Here is a 17,205-nt window from a genome sequence, read left to right as displayed (position 1 = left end):
GGCGACCCTCCGTCGCGCGATCGGCGATGTTGCAGCAACGCGTCAGTCGTTGATCGAACCGTCGCGCTGCGCGTCGGCCAGGTAGCTCGACAGTGTCTGACGCGGCTTGAAGTGTGGATCGGCCACGATCCGCATGCCGCGCGGTCCGCGCACGCCTTCGAGGGCGGACAGGCTGACCCGGCCCAGCTCGGGACAGCCGGTGCCGGCGTCGCACAGGCCATACGCCTTGTCCCCGTCGGAATCGAGCTCAGTCAGCAGCCAGGCGGCCCCAGCATCCAGGGTGTAGAGCTTGACCACCGGCAGCGGATCAACGGCGTCCCCGCGCGCCCGCGCCGCGCCATTGGCCAGCAGCTGGTCTCGCTGTTCTTCGGTCAGGAAAGTCATGGTTTTCGCGTGAGGCCGTTAAATACTAATTCGCAGGTGGCATAAAGCAAGTCCCAGAAGCGACGACCAGGCGCTTCCTACCGGTCGCTAGGAAGCCGTCTTTTTCAGCAAATCAAACCGAAAAAACTGTCGGCGCAGCATTCTATGAGTTAAAGATAACGTGGTTTTAATTGCTTTAAAACGTAACGCTTCTGTTCATGCAGAAGCAGGGAATACAGCGCGGGCGGCCGACCGGCGCGACGACATTTGAGGCAGGCCCGGCACGGGCCTTTGGCGATGCAGTGCGCGCCTTGCGTACCGAGGATGGCGTTGCCCAGGAAACGCTGGCGCACCGGGCCGGCATCGAGCGTTCGCATATGGGCAAGATCGAGCGCGGCGAGCACATGCCGACCTTGGCGATGATCCTGAAGATCGCGCGAGCGCTCGAACGCAGCGCTGGCGAATTGATGCTGGAAACCGAAGCACGTCTGCCCAAGAAAGAGGGGTAGGACGAGATTGGCCGCCGACCGTCGCCGGCGGCCAATGCACCGCGACTAGACCGCGATGCGTCCGACGAGACGTGCCTCGCGCGCATACGCGCTCAAGCGCTTCTGCACCGCGAAGTGCAAGTCCCGTTCAATGGGAAGTCCGAGCCGGCCGCGCACAGTTGCGATTTCCGCCAGGCTGACCCACCCCAGCTCAGGGTAGCCCAAGCCCAGGTCGCACAGCCCGAACGCATGGTCATGGTCGTCCGGGTCAATCTCGGTCAGCAGCCAGGTCGCACCGGCGTCCGGTGTGAACAGCTTGACCACCGGAGCGGGATCGAAGTTTTCCTGCTCGAGGGACTGTCGGCCGTTGGCCAGCAGCTGCGCGCGTTGCTCGTCCGTGATGAGTTTCGTCATGGTCTTCTCCTTGGAAGGAATCAGGGCGGGATTGCCCGAGACCGAAGCAGCACGGCGCAGCGCAGCCGTCAGGGTTCGACAGACGGCCGCCAGGCCGCTAGCGTGCACAGCACGCGCAGACCTTGACGTCGAGAACGGCGTGATACGGTGCAGGGAACAGCAAGCCAGCCCTCCTTTTTGCCCCTGCTCCTGCAAACGCAGTGCGCAGCGCCCACAGGCGCGCAGGCGTCAGCGATGAAAGCCCGAAGGGGCGAGACGCCACCGGCGGCTCGATGCGCAGCACGACAGCGCGGCCGGCATCGCCGGAGACGCACAAAATCGTTTGGACTGAATGACGGATATGTGGAGAGTCGTAGAGCCAGCGATCCGGCATTCAACAAAACCTCCGAAGCGCAAAGTCGCCTTCACGAATCGCCGTTGAACCGTGGAGCCGCAAAGCCGTAAAAGAGGATTGGCGAGCAGACGCAGATACGGGTGTACAAAATTGGGAGTATCCGCAAAGCCGTGAATCAGGGGCGAGCCTGCGCCGGTCTGATGACGCGCAGCCCAACAGGGAGCGAATACGATGCCTGTATGGAAGCTCCCCAACAAGAAACCTCGGACGAACCCCTGGAAGTCATGCTCCGTCGGTCCGACGAACTGCACCAAGAGCTGCTGCACCTGCTCGACGGCGCCGAGTTCGATCCCTCACCTCGCGGCGAGGCCGCCTTCGGCATGTGCTCCGTGGCGCTCGAGCATGGACGCAGCCTGCGCGCCTTGATGGCGATGGGATTGGCCACGTCGGCGGTCGGCCTGATGCGGCTTCAGTTCGAGGCCTTGACCCGCGCCACGTGGCTGCAATATGCCGCCAGCGACCTGGCCATCGAGAAGCTCAGCGCACCGCTGACCCTGCAGAGCGAGCAGGCCGCGAAGAACCTCCCCTCGGCCAGCGAGATGATCGAGCAGATCGGCAAACGTGTCGGACCGAACGTGCCCGCGGCCGCGCATCAGATGCTTGCGCATTTCAAGGACGTGTCGTGGCACTCCCTGAACTCGTTCGTGCACGGCGGCATCCACCCACTGCGCCGCCAGTCCGAGGGCTTCCCGGTCGACCTGGCCCTGCAGATCCTGCGCAATTCCAATGGCCTGCTCACGATGACCGCCATGGCCCTGGCGGTCCTGACGTGGGACGAAGCCGTCGCCAAGCCCATGCGCAAGATCCAGCCCGCGTACGCCGACTGCCTGCCCGACCTGTTGAAATAGCGGTCTCGCAGAGGAGCAGCGCCCCGCCGAAGCGGGGCGCCGAGGGCGACGTTCAGTCGCCCTTGCTGCGCGACCAGATCAGGTTGTGCGCGCCGTCCTCGCCTTCGACCAGGCGGGCGTAGATCGTTGCCGGGAACGACGGGTCATCCAGGGTCACCGACAGGTAGGGGCGGTCCTGACGGCTCATCTTCTTCCACGCCGCGCCGATCTCGAAGTTGCCGGCGACGATGCGGTAGTCCGGAGCGTTCTCGCTCTCCTTGTCGTTGGGCACGATCTTGACCTTGACGTTGAGCGTCAGGGTGCGAACCATGCCGGTGTAGCTGTCGTTCTGTGCGGTGAAGGTGCCGATGTTGGCCATGATGAAGTCCTTTGAAGTTAACCAGGCCGCGCCCATCGCGGCCTTGGCGTGATCCGATGGGTGAGGGTCCGGGCGCGCCGCATCCCGCAGCGAAGCGAAGGGGCCGCAACGCAGTGAAGGACCGGGAGGAACGAGAAATTTGCCTCGCGAGGAAGACCGCAGGTCGGGGAAATTTGTCGGGCCGGACGGTTGCGGCGAAGAAGCCCGAGGCGGCGCGAAACAAAGTGCAGCGCCGCCGTGCCCTCGCCAGGATTCACGACAAATACAAGGCCGCTTTGGGTGTGATCCTGTACCGAAAGGACGCATGGCCCCAGCACCGTCTCCGCCGCAACAGCGTTTCCGGCACGGCCCCCGAAGCGATCCCAGTCCATGTCGGTCGCGCAACGAAAAAGGAGGAACGATCCCACCGCATCCGTGCTGCCAGTGGATCGGCATTTGCGGCGTGGAAGAAGCTGCGCATCGGAACGCTCTCTGTGAGCCACCGTCGTCTGGCGGACTATTCGCCCGCTTTATTCAGGACGGCTTGCACGACATTCGAGCGCGGCAAACTGCGTCGTGTCCGCGCTCCGCCACCGGCGGGGCGCCCACTTCTAGGTTCCAGGGCATTGGAGTGCCAATACCTTTGTCGCGATGCGCAACTCCATCTGCGCCCGCTGGACAGCCACCAGCGTGACAGTGGCTTCGCAGACGACCTCGTGCGCATCGTGGGCCTGAACGCGGAATGTGGCGCTCCGGTCCCCCAGCCGTTCGAGCCATCCGCGCAGCCGCAATGGCGACCCAGGCGGGATCGGTCCTCGATGGTCGATACGGATCGAACGGCCGACCACCACTTCGGCGACGGCATCGACGTGCTGCTGCATCTCACGAATGCAAATGGATTCGACCACCGCCACCAGGTAGCCGGTGGCAAGACATTCGATCAGTCGCTCCGCATACCCGCTTCCGTGCGGAAGCCGCGCGAAAAGCGACTTCGCCGTCTGGTCCACCGGCACGGTGTAGGACTCTTCAAAGAATATCTCGCTGACGCCTTGGTGGTTCATGGGGTATCCGGATGGGGTTGTCGAAGGCTCGATCAGCGCGCTGGATTGCAGGCGATCGGTGCTGTTCGATGCTCCCGTGACCAGCAGGCATCCCCAACCCACCGCAGCGAGCGCTGGCGTAAGGCGGCACGCAGGGAGCGTTGGGCTTGCGCGTTCCGGAAGTCAAAACGCGCGCGGCAGACCTGCCGCGCGCGTCGCGCCGATTTCTTGATCCCCGGCCTCGCGGCCGGGGAGTCATATGGATCACGCCGTTGCGTGCGCGTCCTCGTGGTTTTCGGCTTCGGCCTGCCCCTCAGCAATCGGTTCAGCGCCTGCAACGTCAGCCGGCGTTACCTCCGGGGCGCGGAGCATCGCAGGCAGCCAGCCTGTACCCGCCGCCAGTCGCTCGGCCTCGCTGGCGATCTGCGCCTTCTTGAGCTTGCCGAGCCGATTCACTTCAGCGGGCGCGAAGGCATGCACTCCTTCCAGTGCCCTGGCCTTGGAGACGTGGTCGAAGTAGCCTGCTGCGGTCGGCGTCCACCACGCGTGCATGTCCAGCCCGACTGCTTGCGCCAGCGCAGCAGCCGGGGCTTCGTCCTCACGCGAAGCGATGGCGGTCACCGTGAAACTCACGCACACTGCCAGCAGCGACAGCAACTCCTGCTGTGGCATTGCCAGCAACTCGGCGAACAGCGCATCCGGGTCGCTGGGCAGGCGCTTGCCCCAAGCCTCCCGCACCTGTCGCATGCCCACCGCAGCCGGTGCCTCTGCTACGTCCGGCGCGTACTGCTCCAGCCGGTCCTGCGGGTTGGCGGTGATGTTGATGGGCGAACCGTAGTGCGCGTCATGGATGACGCGCAACGCAAGCCGGTGCATCACGGCCACCAGCGCCACATGCGGATGCCGGGCGACCTCGGCCTGCAGGGCGGCGGTGCGATGGGCACTCAGGCGCTTGACCAGCTTCTCCGAAATGGTGAGCTTGGCCTCCTGCCGCCCGCTGCCGTCTTCGGCTTCGGCTTCGTCATCCGCACTGTGCCCGTCGCGTTCCTGCTCCCGCAACGCCTTGGCCTGTTCCTCGCGCAGCAGCCCGCGATGCACGATCACGCCGCCCATGCGGTCGAGTGACACCACGGCTCCCGCCGTCGCCATCCCGCGCGGCGGATAGACCACCAGCGTGCGCTCGAAGGCTTCCAGCTCATTGCCCAGGTTGTCCATCTCGTCCTGCATGGTCTGCGCCTGCTCGTCCGTCATGTCCTCGTTCTCGTCGTCCAGGCGGTCTTGCAGCTTGCGTTGCTGCGCTTCGAGCTTGGCGATGCGCTTGGCTTCGGCCTTGCCCGGCTCGCGCCGCTTGCTGCGCATCCGCTGGAACTGGTGCAGGTCCGCGTAGGTGGCACGCGGCGCCACGTCCACCCAACCCCAGCCCTCGGACTGCACCTGCTCAGCCACCGGCATGAGCCTATCCTTCGTCAGCGACTCCAGCAACGCTGCATCCGTGAGGAAGATGCCGTTCTGCTCGTCCGCGAACAAGTCGCGCCGCACAGCGCCGCCAGCCTGCTCGTAGACCTCAACGCCCACGAACTTCGCCAACGCATCGCGGCCCGCATCGATCTCTTCATGCGTGAGGTGGTCGCGCAGCGCCTCCGGGCTGCGCTGCCACTGCGGCGATTCATAGAACGCCGCCTCCTGCGCCGCATGGTCGTCGGTGATAGCAAGGGCCATCAATTGCTCCAGCGTCACGTTGTCGGCCCGGTAGTCAGCCAACAGGCGCGGCGAGACGTTGGCGAGCTTCAAGCGCCGCTGCACCACCAAGGGGGTCACGCCAAAGTCGGCGGCAATGTCCTCGATCGGTCGGCCCTCGGCCACCAGATCGGCGAAGGCCTCGAACTGGTCGGCCGGGTGCATGGCCTCGCGCTGCACGTTCTCGGTCAGGCTGACGGTGCGCGCTGCCGCATCTGACCCCAGCAGGCAGGCCACCTCAAAGTCCTTGGCGAGCTTGCGCCGCTTGACCAGCAGCTTGAGCGCGGCGAGGCGACGGCGACCGGCCACGACCTCGTAATGTTCGCCATCGGCGGCCAGCACCACGTTGAGGTTTTGCAGCAAGCCCACACGGGCGATGCTGGCGGCCAGTTCGGGAATGGAGGTGCCCCCGCCCTTGCGCACGTTGCGGCTGGAAGGCCGCAGCTTGGACAGCGGAATCAACAGCAGTTCCTGCGCAGCCGTGACGGCTGCGACAGCAGCGGCGATGGCGGTGGTTTCGTGAAGGGTAGCGGTATTCATATTTGAAAACTCCTGTCCCGTGCCGGGACGTTGAAAGTGAGAAAAAGGGAAGAAAAGGGGAACGGGTTCAAGGTGTCGGTGTCTGCATGCGCGGCTCTCCTGTGGTTTCCCACCCAAGCCGGATTCCAAGATTCGGAGCCCGGTGTTGGCTTCGGTGGGTTCGGCGCAGTGACCTGGGCTGGTCGCCGTTGCCGCCGTCTTTCCTGAGTTCATCGCCCGCGAAAAACCGGGCCGGCGGGGACGGGCCGTCAAGGAAACAAGCGCAGGGTTGGTGCGGCCCGCAGCCGCAGGCGAGGACACGGCCCTGCGCGCCTTGACGGCCAGGCACCGGCGGCTACGGTCGCGGCATCAGCGATGAAGGAGGGGAAAGACGGAAACCCGGCCACGGCCAGGGGAGCGACGAACCCACGGCCGCGCGGCGAGCGCCCCTGCGTGCCGCGGGCACGCCTGGCTGGAGGTGAACAAGCGCGCAGCGCGCATCGGCACCGTGCGCTGGCCGATCAGGCGTCGCCTGTTCGGCGGTATCGAGGGGCGCCAAGCCTGCGCGGCGGGGATTGGCTTCAGCCAGTCCCCTGGAGAACCCTCGATCACGCGCGCAGCGCGCACGATGACGAAGGAATTCAAGGGCCCTCAGGCCCTTTGTGTCACAGCAACCCGCGCTCCGCGAAGCTGAGCACGTCGCTGCCCGCGACGATCAGGTGATCCAGCACGCGCACGTCCACCAGCGCCAGCGCAGCCTTCAACGTTTGCGTCAAGTGCTCATCGGCCCGCGACGGCTCAGCAACCCCGGACGGATGGTTGTGCACCAGGACCAGCGCCGCCGCATTGCGCGCCAGCGATTCCTTGACAACCTCCCGCGGATAGACCGATGCTTGGCTCACCGTGCCGCGGAACAGTTCGACGTATTCGATCAGCCGGTTCTGCGCATCGAGCATCAACACGGCAAACACCTCGTGCTCCAACGCCCCGAGCTTGACCCGCAGGAAGTCGCGCACCACCTGCGGCGACGACAACACCTCGCGCCCCTGCAACTGCTGGCCCAGCAGCCGCTGCGCAGCCTGCAGCACCTCGCCGGCCTCGGCCGGCCGGTACTCGCCCGCGACATCGCGGACCAGAAGAACGGAAGAATCGAAAGAGAAGAGATCGTGTGCCATCGTCGGCTCCGTGAATCGGGCGGGATTGCCCGAGACCGGCACCAGCACGGCGCAGCGCAGTGGTCGGGGTTCGAAGACGGCCGCCAGGACGCAAGCGCACAACCGCAGGGCAGGGCGCGCAGACCTTGACGACGAGAACGGCGTGATACGGTGAAGGGAACAGCAAGCCAACCCACCGCCACACACCCCGTTGCGGGATTGGCAAGCGAAGCGCGCAGCGGGGACACGCGCGAAGGCGTCAGCGATGGATGCCGAATGGGCGAGACGCCGCCAGCGGCTCGATGCGCAGCACGACAGCGCGACCCGGCAATGCCGGGTGACGCACAGGTACGGATGCAGCTCTGACAGCGTCAGCTTGACCAGGTCTGCATCGAACCGATGGAAGCATCCAGCTTCTTCATCAGCGCGCGCAGAGGCGGGCTGTCCGGATAGTGCTGGGCCAGGATCTGCTTGACCTGTTCCAGACTGCCGACGTGAAGAGTGCGCTCGTCCGGCGAAAGGGTACGCGCGAACGACGATCCGGACTCGTGATAGTAGAGTTCGAAGAATTGCTCGTTGGGAAGCTCGGCATGGTTGTACTCACGCTGAGTCCACTCATCGAGTTCGCTGCGAATGCCGTTGACGCGGTTGTAGACGCCCTTGCGGTTGTACGAGGTCGCCAGCACCGACTTGAGCAGCTTGCCCACCTGTGCGTGCACTTCAATCGGCATCCTGCCTTTGGGGCGGCGCTGCGGGCCGACAAAGGTCTGCACATAGCCGACCGTGCTGCGCGGACCCCTCGTGACCTTGCGGGTCTCCGTCGCTGGCAGCTTGGCGGCGGCCTCATTGCGGGCGATGGTTCCAGGGCTGAAGAAAATCGGTGTGGAGGGCGCCGATTCGCCATCCCAGGTCGCTTCGACGATCGGCGCCGGCAACCGGTCTAGTGCGGCGACGATGGGAGCCAGCGGGACGCCCTTCGTCGGGTCGGCGATGAGATAAAGACGCGAGCCGCCATCTGGGTTGTACATGCCGGGCCACGATGGCTTGGCAATGTCGAATCCGTGATGCTCGGACCATGCCGCGCGCTCGGCAGCCCTGCTCTCGACGGCTGGCTCATAGGGTTCGTCAGCGAACAGGTAGCGCTTGGATTCGCGGTCGTACCAGATGCTGTAGTGGTCCCGGCCAGGTACGGCATTGCTGGACCGGCCGGCGGGAAATGCGCGGCTGTGGCTCTTGGAAGGCCGCAGCTTGGTCGTGTCCATGAACTGGAGCGTGCGCGCGGCGGCGCAGATCGCCCGGCGCGCCTGGGCCTGCGATTGCACCATGTCGCGGCGCGCCAGGTGGTCTGGGCCTTCCGGCTGGAAATGGGTCAGCGCGCGGTGATGGTCCAGCTGCGCCGGGGTGATCAAGTCGCTCCACAACGTACCGAGCCAGATGGCCAGCGTTTCGCGACCGCGGGTGTCCGACTCCTTGTCGCGCCAGTACACGGTGAGGTAGACACGGTGGCCCGGACGGGCGTTTGGACGATTGCCCCCGTTTTTCAGCACGTTTTGCGCGTGCTTGAGGTTCTGGAAGCCGGCCAATTGGGCGGCAACTTCCAGAGCGGGTATGTGTTTTATGCCTCGCTCGACCTTGATCGAATTGGCGAGGCGTTTGATGCCGTCCAGGGTGGACGGACGAATGGCTTCACTCGACATGACAATGCTCCTGAGTCCATGACGAAACGTCACCCGTCTGCCGCTTCTCGAACCCGAACATGACATGCGGGAAGAGAGGGAGTGTCGGCAGTGCTGTCAACAGCTTTGCTATGACGGGTGGCAGGCTCCTGCCCGAAGCCTTGGACGGATTATCGTCCAGGGACGGTAAAGTGTAAAATTGAATTCGGTTGCCGTCGCCTGCCGCACGCGCCCTTCGGGGTACGACGAAGACGGAGTAGTTTCTGAGCCCACCCATCCATGTTTGATCCCTTGGGCGGCCCGCAAAGCGTGCACCGGAATTTCGCCCGACGGAGATCGATATGGACACCCAAATGCTCAAGGTGTTCGCGGAGCGCCTGCGTGCGCACCTCGAACAACACCAACTTCACCTCAAGCACGGTCAAGCCCTCGACCTGATCGCCGCACTTCCGGGGCTTCGCAACTGGCCCGAGGTCAACGCCTTTCCTGTGCGAGTAGCGGCGGCACAAGTCAACGGCGAGTCGGCCGAACGTCTCGCCAAGCGTCTGGCCAGCCTCCACAACGTTACGCTCACGGCTGCAGCGCTGGTGCAGGTTCTGGAGCCCGCCGCACCGGCCCTTGGCCTCAGGATCTGGCCGGATGGCCCGGTGCCGGGCGTGTATGTGACGACATCGCGAGATGCCGTCGACGCCGCCATCGCCAGCTACGAGGCTGCTGCAGAAGGCGCGCTCCTCTACGCCGAGGATGCTGGCCGGTCATCCGACAGCGGCATCGATCTTGGGGAGCACGGCTTGTTCTCGAAGGGCATGGACCGTCTGCCGAGCGGCACGCTGGTGGTGGTCGGTCCTCTTCCGCTCACGCAAGAGTCCTGGAGCGACAACAGAGACCGCTTGAACACGGCGGCTGGTCTGGCCTACACCTCATCCTTGCGTATCGTCGTGCTGGTGGACACGCCCCTGCCGGAGAATCTGCACAGCGATATCGATCTGCTCCTCCGCCCCGAGGATGAAGGGCTGGACAGCGAGCCGGTGGATGTGCTCGGGGTAGTCACGGACACCGGTGAATTGAGGGTCGTTCAACCATTCGTCGAACGCCGCATGGCTCCTCCGACAACACAAGCCTTCACCACGACACAGAAGCTGCCGCAGGTGTTGGAGGACGCGCTCAGGCAGGGGGTGTCGCAGCGGCCTTATGGTGTCATCGTGCTCGGCGTCACTCCCTCCGACAAGCCACGCCGGGCACTGCTCGAAGCCGTGCTTCCGTTGACTGAGCATGCCGGTCCGGCCGTTCGCATCCAGCCGACCTTCCGCAGCGGGTACGGCAAAGACGATACGCCGCTCTCGCCACACTTCGCGGGCCTGGCGATCTTTCCGTCCGTCGAGAGCGCCTACGCGCATGGCTTCAGGCGCATGGTCATCGAGTCGTCCTACCACGGCGTATCGAAAGCCATGGCGGCGCGGGCTGGGGACGTGTGTTTCATGCTCACGTCGTATTCGACGGAGGTTGCCGGCGCCTGGATGGATGCCATGCCTCGTCACCAGGACTGGCCGGACGGCCTGGAATCCATCATCGCGCTGCTCTGTGTGGCCGACATCGAAAACAAGAAAGAGTCATTCGTTGTGTGCGACGCCTTCGTCGCCGGTGCGCCGTCCGCCCCGGAGGGCGCCCGCGTTGGCGCACTGATGGAGCACCTTGAGGCGCATCGCGTCATTCGGTGGCAAGACCAGTTGGAACCGTTGCTGGCAGAACGCCGGGTAACGGCGGTGCAAGCCAAGAAGGCCCTGCATCGTCATGGCGTGGAGAGCTACCTCGCCTCGCGGAAGGCCGCGGCCCTGTGAGCGTGAATCACATGGCCGGGGCCGACCGCAAGGACGCGAGCCTGCAGGCCTATGACGAAGTGGACGCTGATCGGGACAGCGGCACGAGCACGGGCCCGAAAGATCAGAGGCGTCAGAGCGATCGAAGCCAACAGGGACGAGGCGCCGTGGCTGCGCAATACGCGGCCTGGCGTGGTAGGAGGATGACTGAGATTTCGGACGAGCACGATTTGACCGACCAGCGAGACCCGAGTGGCCGTCGCAGAGAATGGGAAATGGGACATGCCGAAAGAGAGCAATGAGGTCAGCAAGCTCAAAACGTCATCCAAACCTCAAATGTTGACGAACAAGAGCGAGGGGCAGTTCAACTCAAGAGACTGGATCAAAGAGGGCAATCACTTGTTTGCGTCCTCCAAGGCGGCGCGTGCAATGTGGGTAGTGAAACGGCGCAAGCTCAAACGGTCGTTGAATGCAACGGGGAACTGGACACATGGAACGGGCATGTGGGCGGACCTTGAGGGCCTGCCCAAGGCTTCGCTGCTCCTCTTGGGCTATTCCGTCGAGATGTTCCTGAAGGCTGGTTTGGCGAAGGCCTATCAGGGGTGTAGCGAACAAATGTTCGATCGCGATGTGCGCCAGTTCAGCCACGATTTCAAGAAGCTGGCAAAGGAAGTGGCTTTTGATTCCAGCGAGCGAGACCGCAAGGATCTCGGCATCCTGAAGAAGATGGTGCTGTTCAATGCGCGGTATCCCATTAAGCCTCACCAGAGCGGCACGGCAATTCGCCAGCAGGCGGAGCGCATGCACCAGGTTTGGAACAAGTCCGAGTTCACCCGCATGCGGCAAATGGTCCTCCGGATCAGGGCGCATGTCTCAAGGATCGATATGGACAGTTTCAATCCATCATCGGTGGCCTCGATCAAGCTCGACGATGACGGGTACGTGACCTACAGAACTGGCGGACACTTGCCGCCCCGGGTGACTTTCAAGTACAGCACGGCGCAGCGCCAAGCCGGGGAGGACAATCTGAATGCTTTGCGGACCCTCGCGAAGGATGGCCAGTTGCTCCATCTAGATCACATCTGGGAGCAGGCTACCTTTCACGAAGACAACCTGCCCGAAGAGTGGCAGTCATCGGCTGGGTCAAGTGAGGCATCCTAGAAACGCCAGCCCGTGATATCTCGCTGGTCCTCTGCCCGAGCAGGAGCGCCGAGACGCTGCTTGCAGCCCGACGCGCAGGCCGCAGGGGCAGGCTTCACGAAGGCGCATTGAAGCGTGAACTCGGCCGACGAGAAAACGGAAAGTGCCGGCGACACTGCGGTTTTCTTATTTTCCACCCAAGAAGAGCGCGGCAAGCAGTCCCAGACCAATGGCGATAGCTGCCGGATTGATTGGCTTTTCCGCGACGACGTCGACTCCCTGCTGGCGCAGTTGCTGCTCATACTGATCGGCTGCATGCAGCACTTGGGCGGGAGAGAGACCTAGCTGGGCGCAGACGTTCCGCAGTTGCGACAGATTGAGTACCGACTCTCCCGACTCCAGGCGGGAATAAGCCGATTGCGACAGCCCAATAGCTTCGGCCAAAGCGCCTTGCTTGAGGCCGAGCTGCTCCCTTCTTTGCACCAGCAATCTACCGACCAAGGTAGGGTAGGTCACGACGGGGTTGGGCGTAGGGGTTGACTTCTCTTGCATGTATGCGTTTAATGCAAATATGTTCAAGCAGAGAATACCATGATTCCTCACCAATTTCATCAAGACATCTGGTCGCATCCGGCGGGCACGGTTATCCGCGTCAAACATGGCTGGTACGACCATGTCGCCATGCTCGGCGACCGCGCCGTAGCCGGAGAACGCAGCGTTATGGCCTTCTCCGCGCAGGCTGGCGGCTTCATGGAGCAGACGTACATGAGCTTTGCCCGCGGGCAGGCAGTAACCGTGGAGGGCTACCTGGGCGTGCTGCCTTCAGCGGTCGTCATGCACCGCGCACGGATGAAGCGGGGACAGGTCTACTCGTGGATGGCTTTCAACTGTGAGCATTTCGTGCGCTACGCGCATGGCGTTGACGTGGAAAGCCCACAACTTCGGCAATGGGCGTTCCTGGGCGGGGTCGCGGGCCTGCTGACCTTGGCGGCGCGCGCCTGACGTACAACTTGTGCCCTGACGCGCATGTCTTTCCATGAAGTAAGAAGCGGAGGCCGCTAGGGTGAATCTCTTCGAATCAGTCGTGCCGACAACCCGGCAGCATCCGAATTTCCAGAACCTTCTGCGCGTTGGAAACGGATTCACTCTGGACGTGTTGACCGATTGGGCGCGTGGGTTCGTCGATCGAGATGGCAAGTTCGTCGCCGAGTTTCAGACGACGTTCAACTCCAGCTTCTGGGAGTTGTACCTGTACGCAGTGCTGAAGAAGTACGGCATGCCCGTGGATTTCACCAAGGCGCGCCCGGACTTCTGCATTCCGAACATAGGCTTCAATATCGAAGCGACGGTCGCGTCGAATGCGCAAGACGCTGCTCCGGAGCACTCGCGGCTGGAGGAGGTCCCACCGCCGGATCTCAACGCATTCAACCTCCAGTCAATCATCCGGCTATCGAACAGCCTGGCTGCAAAGCATCGCAAGTACCTGGACTCCTATGCCGTGCTGGACCACGTGCAGAGTCGCCCGTACGTGGTGGCAGTCACCAATTTCGATCAGCCTTTCAGCTTCATGGCCTGTCAGCGGCCGATCGAGGCCGTACTGCACGGCTACTACGTCGACGAAGAGCGCTACATCGCGAGCGGCCGTCGCGAGGGACGGTTGGAAGGCGAGGCGCTGTCGAAGGTTTTCAAGGACAACGGGAGTCCGATCGAACTCGGCCTGTTCTCGACGCCTGCGTATCGCGAGGTCAGCGCCGTCATCTTCAGTGGCTGTGCGAACATGGGAAAGGTGAGGGCACTGTCATCCGACCCCAGTCCGGGCATCGTGTTCACCGCTTTGCGCCTGAATCCTGCATCGGACCAGCCGCACATCATCAAGGCGCCGAAGCGGAGCTACGCGGAGAATCTGCTCGACGGGCTGCGGGTCTACCACAACCCCTATGCGACGCATCCGCTGGACCCCACGCTGTTTCGCCATCCCAGCGTGTTTCAGTCGTACTATGAAAACGGCGATTGGGTCTATGAGCAGCGTGACGGCCAATTGCTGTTTCGCAGTGTCCTGACGGCGATCAGCGGCAAGGTTTAGCAGCGGTGTGCGCGAGGTTCTAGGCTCCGTCGCCATGCAAGGCAGGAAAAAGCTTGAATGCCGGCAAGACCTTCAATGTCAGCATCTCCCCCGCCCACGTCGCCAGTTCTTTGTTCGCTGAAGATGAGGCCTGCAGCAAAGCGATGTGGATGCGCCCTAGCAATGGCATTGAATCTGCTGCGATCGCGGCGTCGATCCAGTCGCCTGCCGCCGCGCCGTCGCGCATCAGGTACCGGAAAATGGAGAGTGTGATCGGCTCGATGATCCCCGCCTCGTGGCAAACCATCGAGCCGATGCCCGGCACATCATGGGTCGGTGCCGCGCGCATTTCGTGATCTCCGCCAGGCTTGCGCAAAACGATGGAGGCCGTGCCGACGATCAGCAAGATCCCTGGATCGACGCGTTGAAGGCCTTCGGGGGTCTCCATCGCGAACGGCACTGCTGCGAGGTGGGAAAGGATCAACCACTGGTGGATGTTTGTGTAAGTGTCGGAAAAGCCATCGTCGCCCAGATCGATGGTGTGCAGATGTCCATCGATGTCCACCACAGCAGTTCCGTCTTCCTTGAAGACCAACTCGACCAGCCCCACGCCGGGGAAATGGGTGGCGAACCGCCCGCCGGCGGACACCGGCTGACGCTCCGGTGGCGTCTCGAGCAAGGCTCTAATGAGATCGAACGACAGGCTGCCTGGCCGATGCACAGCGTCGGAGATCGCCTGAGCGGCAATCACGTCGCCGATCGGAAAATTGCTCGCTGCGCCGGCGATCCAGGTGGCAGCATTTTGCGCATCGGCCTGAACAAGTGGAACAAGTTCATCGGCCAGCAGCCGGGCCAACTCGCTGGCCAGAAGCTCCGGCAACCGAATGAATAGGATCGAGTCCCCTGAGGCATGTATGGCAGGCTTCACGAAACCTCGATCGATCAGCCAAGTCAACTCCGTAGCGTCCACATGCTGGCGCAGAGTCTCGCGACGAACGACGTTGATTTCAAGGGACTCCAGCATCAGGGAGGTATCGCGCTTTTGATCCCTGGTGTCGGCTAGCACGGCCTTCGCGATAGCCTTGAAAAGTCGACGCAGTTCATGATCGGTGAATCGCTCTCGCGCGTGCCGAATCAAATCCAGGCTGAGCAACGGCGGCAGTGCGACAGCAAGAGTCGGGGCAGCGCCTTCAATGCGTTCGATCACCTGCGCGCTCGTTGCTCGCAGGACCCAGGGCTGGCGGAATTCGGGGGTGGCCTGGGCGCCATGCATCAGTTCAATTCGATGCCCCCGCAGCACGCGTAGCGCGATCTGGAATTCGCGATCGTCCAGCGGTCCGACATGGACCTGTTGTGCGCGCCGCCCGATGGCCGATTCTGTCAACCCGTTGGGCGCTGTCACCAGCTTCCCGGCCACGGCATCGTCTACAGCGACGATGACGAAAAGGCCCGGCCCAAATGTCGTCGAAGAAAGGTCTTCGATCTCTCTGCGGGTATCGTTGTCGCCGGCATCGAGGCCATCGACCGCCAGCAGCAATCTGTGGTCGCTGGACTGTGATAGACGCATCAGCCAATTGCGCGCTTCCTCTCGCGTTACTGGCCACGCGAGTGAGCGGGCGAGCGCATCTGCGAGGGATTGCAGGATGCCTCCTGCTACTCCGGCTTCGACGTACAGCGTAGCGATGTTATCCAGCTGCGTCGTGCGGAGGCTTACTTCACGCAAGACATTGCTTTTTCCTGCCAGGGGAGCTCCTTCGACAAGGATGAGCTTGGCACCTCCGGTTGCACGTCGCAACACCTGAGCGGTAGCTTTGCGTGGAATCAGGAAGCCCCGAGCAAACGGGCGCGCGGGTTCATCCCAGGAGGCGCTGAGTTCTTCCATCGTTTCCGCGGCGGTAAGACGGACCGCCTGCATCCACACCGCAGCGTTGGTTCCCATCAAGGTCTCGATGGCTTGCTTCATGTCTGCAGCTGCAACCCGAGCGGCGCTGGTCACAAGAGCCTGAAATTCGTGTTCCGAGCGCTGTGTCGGTTGCCAGCGTTTGCCGCTGTGGGTTTCGATGAAGTGCAAATCGGTACCGTTGGTCACGACGACCAACGGGGGGGACGGGTTCAGAACCCGCGCGTAGGAAAGACCTTGTGCGTCGTCATCTGGTGTCAGCGGCACGCCGGCACGCTTAAGCTCCAGTACTGCGAGAGGACGATCACCGTTGTACAGAACGATATCGGATCGTGCCTCCGCCCGAGACGCTTCGGTGCCGTCGACATCGATCTTCTTGCGACCGAAGGTGAATGAGAACTTTGTCTGATGGCGGATGGACTTGGCTGGCAGCCAAGGGATTGCCAGCGCAATCGCGTGATGTATTTCCGCTTCGAGGTCCGCTTCCGTCGGTGAGGTCGTCAATTTCTTCGCGGTCATGTGGATGCATTGCCCGGTGTGGTTCTGAGATCTTGCGCTGAATCGACAGTCGGCGGGGCGCTGTCGTGACTTGCCGGATAGTTTGCGTCAAACATCTTCTCTTCGAGCCATTCGCACAATGACTCGACATTGGAGATGGCTTCCATCAGCTTCTCGCGGGGCACGTGCAGGCTAGGTGACATCCACAAGCCTGCTCCATCGCCGTTGTCATAGAGCTCTGCTTCCTTGTCGTTGAGAAAGAAGGGGCGTGGATGCCGGGCTCGATCCTGGTCTGCATGCGTTACGCGGAGCGTGGTGATGCTGTCCGGATGTTGATCGCGGTTTCGCGCAAGCACCACCTGCTCGATGATGGCGAGGTCGGCAGGGCAATCTTTCCAGTCCAACACCAGTCGCGTGGCAAGACACTGTCGATAGCCGCCGATCAGGCCATCGCGTTTGAAATCAGTCTTGAACTGGGCCTTGCACTGCAGCCCCAGGATTCGGTCCCAAGCGTTCAGGTAGAGCTGCAGTGATGCGGACAGCATCGACACGCAACTCCGCCCCGTCACTTCGAGCAGTTCGTTGGCTTCGATCCACTCGGTCAGAAATGCCGGCTCCGGATCCTCGCTGTAAGGTGGAACGAATGGCTCTTCTTCCGCCTCGATCTTTCGTATGGTTTCGCTGAACGGCTTCGCGGCCTGTTCGTAGTACTGGCGGATGAGCCGAGTACGTTCCTTGAGGAAGTAGAGAACGTCCATTGAGGAATTCCTATGCGGCGGCGAAGGCGGGTACTTGGTATCCGCTTTCTCGTTGATCGC

16 protein-coding genes are annotated in these 17,205 nt (G+C 62.9%); 6 read left to right on the top strand and 10 right to left on the bottom strand.

Features of this window, described 5'->3' with window-relative positions; translation table 11 throughout:
• Window positions 1-42: 42 nt before the first annotated feature.
• Window positions 43-384, bottom strand: coding sequence for a DUF2958 domain-containing protein (locus AC1RRP_RS12720; protein WP_305617689.1), 342 nt, complete (start codon window positions 382-384; stop codon window positions 43-45).
• Between the two features lie 197 nt (window positions 385-581).
• Here AC1RRP_RS12720 and AC1RRP_RS12715 point away from each other — a divergent pair, with 197 nt between their 5' ends.
• Entirely contained in the window at window positions 582-872 is a 291-nt protein-coding gene (locus tag AC1RRP_RS12715) for a helix-turn-helix domain-containing protein (protein WP_305617691.1), read from the top strand.
• Between the two features lie 45 nt (window positions 873-917).
• Here the strand turns inward: AC1RRP_RS12715 and AC1RRP_RS12710 are convergent, their stop codons facing one another.
• The gene (locus AC1RRP_RS12710) at window positions 918-1,265 is read right to left on the bottom strand and encodes a DUF2958 domain-containing protein (RefSeq protein ID WP_305617693.1); all 348 of its coding nucleotides are present in this window, start codon (window positions 1,263-1,265) and stop codon (window positions 918-920) included.
• A 573-nt stretch (window positions 1,266-1,838) separates the two neighbouring features.
• On the opposite strand from AC1RRP_RS12710, the gene AC1RRP_RS12705 reads away from it, so the two are divergent.
• A complete protein-coding gene (locus tag AC1RRP_RS12705) occupies window positions 1,839-2,507 on the top strand; it encodes a DUF6988 family protein (protein ID WP_305617694.1) in 669 nt (222 codons plus the stop codon).
• Between the two features lie 52 nt (window positions 2,508-2,559).
• Here the strand turns inward: AC1RRP_RS12705 and AC1RRP_RS12700 are convergent, their stop codons facing one another.
• The 5 genes from AC1RRP_RS12700 to AC1RRP_RS12680 form a co-directional block, all read right to left on the bottom strand.
• Window positions 2,560-2,865: a DUF736 domain-containing protein gene (locus tag AC1RRP_RS12700; protein WP_305617696.1), complete on the bottom strand. Its 306-nt coding sequence runs from the start codon at window positions 2,863-2,865 to the stop codon at window positions 2,560-2,562.
• 590 nt (window positions 2,866-3,455) lie between these two features.
• Window positions 3,456-3,905, bottom strand: coding sequence for a thioesterase family protein (locus AC1RRP_RS12695; protein ID WP_305617697.1), 450 nt, complete (start codon window positions 3,903-3,905; stop codon window positions 3,456-3,458).
• Between the two features lie 243 nt (window positions 3,906-4,148).
• Window positions 4,149-6,161 carry a ParB/RepB/Spo0J family partition protein gene (locus AC1RRP_RS12690; RefSeq protein WP_305617699.1) on the bottom strand — a complete coding sequence of 671 codons (2,013 nt, stop codon included), beginning with the start codon at window positions 6,159-6,161 and terminating at the stop codon, window positions 4,149-4,151.
• 644 nt (window positions 6,162-6,805) lie between these two features.
• Window positions 6,806-7,315, bottom strand: a complete 510-nt coding sequence (gene radC / locus AC1RRP_RS12685) for a RadC family protein (protein WP_305617701.1) — start codon at window positions 7,313-7,315, stop codon at window positions 6,806-6,808.
• Window positions 7,316-7,665: 350 nt separating this feature from the next.
• Window positions 7,666-8,991 (bottom strand): DUF5623 domain-containing protein, encoded by a 1,326-nt coding sequence (locus AC1RRP_RS12680; protein WP_305617703.1) that lies wholly within the window; start codon window positions 8,989-8,991, stop codon window positions 7,666-7,668.
• A 320-nt stretch (window positions 8,992-9,311) separates the two neighbouring features.
• Here AC1RRP_RS12680 and AC1RRP_RS12675 point away from each other — a divergent pair, with 320 nt between their 5' ends.
• The gene (locus tag AC1RRP_RS12675) at window positions 9,312-10,808 is read left to right on the top strand and encodes a glyoxalase superfamily protein (RefSeq protein WP_305617705.1); all 1,497 of its coding nucleotides are present in this window, start codon (window positions 9,312-9,314) and stop codon (window positions 10,806-10,808) included.
• A gap of 261 nt (window positions 10,809-11,069) precedes the next feature.
• Window positions 11,070-11,948, top strand: a complete 879-nt coding sequence (locus tag AC1RRP_RS12670; protein WP_305617707.1) for a hypothetical protein — start codon at window positions 11,070-11,072, stop codon at window positions 11,946-11,948.
• Between the two features lie 165 nt (window positions 11,949-12,113).
• On the opposite strand, the gene AC1RRP_RS12665 is transcribed toward AC1RRP_RS12670, so the two are convergent.
• The gene (locus AC1RRP_RS12665; protein ID WP_305617708.1) at window positions 12,114-12,443 is read right to left on the bottom strand and encodes a helix-turn-helix domain-containing protein; all 330 of its coding nucleotides are present in this window, start codon (window positions 12,441-12,443) and stop codon (window positions 12,114-12,116) included.
• A gap of 75 nt (window positions 12,444-12,518) precedes the next feature.
• On the opposite strand from AC1RRP_RS12665, the gene AC1RRP_RS12660 reads away from it, so the two are divergent.
• Window positions 12,519-12,929, top strand: coding sequence for a lecithin retinol acyltransferase family protein (locus tag AC1RRP_RS12660; RefSeq protein ID WP_305617710.1), 411 nt, complete (start codon window positions 12,519-12,521; stop codon window positions 12,927-12,929).
• 61 nt (window positions 12,930-12,990) lie between these two features.
• Entirely contained in the window at window positions 12,991-14,010 is a 1,020-nt protein-coding gene (locus AC1RRP_RS12655; protein ID WP_305617712.1) for a glycosaminoglycan attachment site, read from the top strand.
• Window positions 14,011-14,029: 19 nt separating this feature from the next.
• On the opposite strand, the gene AC1RRP_RS12650 is transcribed toward AC1RRP_RS12655, so the two are convergent.
• Complete coding sequence (locus tag AC1RRP_RS12650; RefSeq protein ID WP_305617714.1) at window positions 14,030-16,408, bottom strand: type I restriction enzyme HsdR N-terminal domain-containing protein; 2,379 nt, start codon at window positions 16,406-16,408, stop codon at window positions 14,030-14,032.
• Entirely contained in the window at window positions 16,405-17,145 is a 741-nt protein-coding gene (locus AC1RRP_RS12645; protein ID WP_305617716.1) for a hypothetical protein, read from the bottom strand. The genes AC1RRP_RS12650 and AC1RRP_RS12645 overlap by 4 nt, the downstream gene beginning before the upstream one ends.
• Window positions 17,146-17,205 lie beyond the last annotated feature (60 nt).

It is taken from the genome of Hylemonella sp. GW821-FHT12C09, from assembly GCF_058807395.1.
This window is presented reverse-complemented; position numbering and strand designations above follow the sequence as displayed.

What these genes read in the sequence shown, in the direction of transcription:
- AC1RRP_RS12720 (WP_305617689.1), bottom strand. Translation starts at nt 384, where the DNA reads ATGACTTTCCTGACCGAAGAACAGCGAGACCAGCTGCTGGCCAATGGC.
- AC1RRP_RS12715 (WP_305617691.1), top strand. Translation starts at nt 582, where the DNA reads ATGCAGAAGCAGGGAATACAGCGCGGGCGGCCGACCGGCGCGACGACA.
- AC1RRP_RS12710 (WP_305617693.1), bottom strand. Translation starts at nt 1,265, where the DNA reads ATGACGAAACTCATCACGGACGAGCAACGCGCGCAGCTGCTGGCCAAC.
- AC1RRP_RS12705 (WP_305617694.1), top strand. Translation starts at nt 1,839, where the DNA reads ATGGAAGCTCCCCAACAAGAAACCTCGGACGAACCCCTGGAAGTCATG.
- AC1RRP_RS12700 (WP_305617696.1), bottom strand. Translation starts at nt 2,865, where the DNA reads ATGGCCAACATCGGCACCTTCACCGCACAGAACGACAGCTACACCGGC.
- AC1RRP_RS12695 (WP_305617697.1), bottom strand. Translation starts at nt 3,905, where the DNA reads ATGAACCACCAAGGCGTCAGCGAGATATTCTTTGAAGAGTCCTACACC.
- AC1RRP_RS12690 (WP_305617699.1), bottom strand. Translation starts at nt 6,161, where the DNA reads ATGAATACCGCTACCCTTCACGAAACCACCGCCATCGCCGCTGCTGTC.
- radC (WP_305617701.1), bottom strand. Translation starts at nt 7,315, where the DNA reads ATGGCACACGATCTCTTCTCTTTCGATTCTTCCGTTCTTCTGGTCCGC.
- AC1RRP_RS12680 (WP_305617703.1), bottom strand. Translation starts at nt 8,991, where the DNA reads ATGTCGAGTGAAGCCATTCGTCCGTCCACCCTGGACGGCATCAAACGC.
- AC1RRP_RS12675 (WP_305617705.1), top strand. Translation starts at nt 9,312, where the DNA reads ATGGACACCCAAATGCTCAAGGTGTTCGCGGAGCGCCTGCGTGCGCAC.
- AC1RRP_RS12670 (WP_305617707.1), top strand. Translation starts at nt 11,070, where the DNA reads ATGCCGAAAGAGAGCAATGAGGTCAGCAAGCTCAAAACGTCATCCAAA.
- AC1RRP_RS12660 (WP_305617710.1), top strand. Translation starts at nt 12,519, where the DNA reads ATGATTCCTCACCAATTTCATCAAGACATCTGGTCGCATCCGGCGGGC.
- AC1RRP_RS12650 (WP_305617714.1), bottom strand. Translation starts at nt 16,408, where the DNA reads ATGACCGCGAAGAAATTGACGACCTCACCGACGGAAGCGGACCTCGAA.
- AC1RRP_RS12645 (WP_305617716.1), bottom strand. Translation starts at nt 17,145, where the DNA reads ATGGACGTTCTCTACTTCCTCAAGGAACGTACTCGGCTCATCCGCCAG.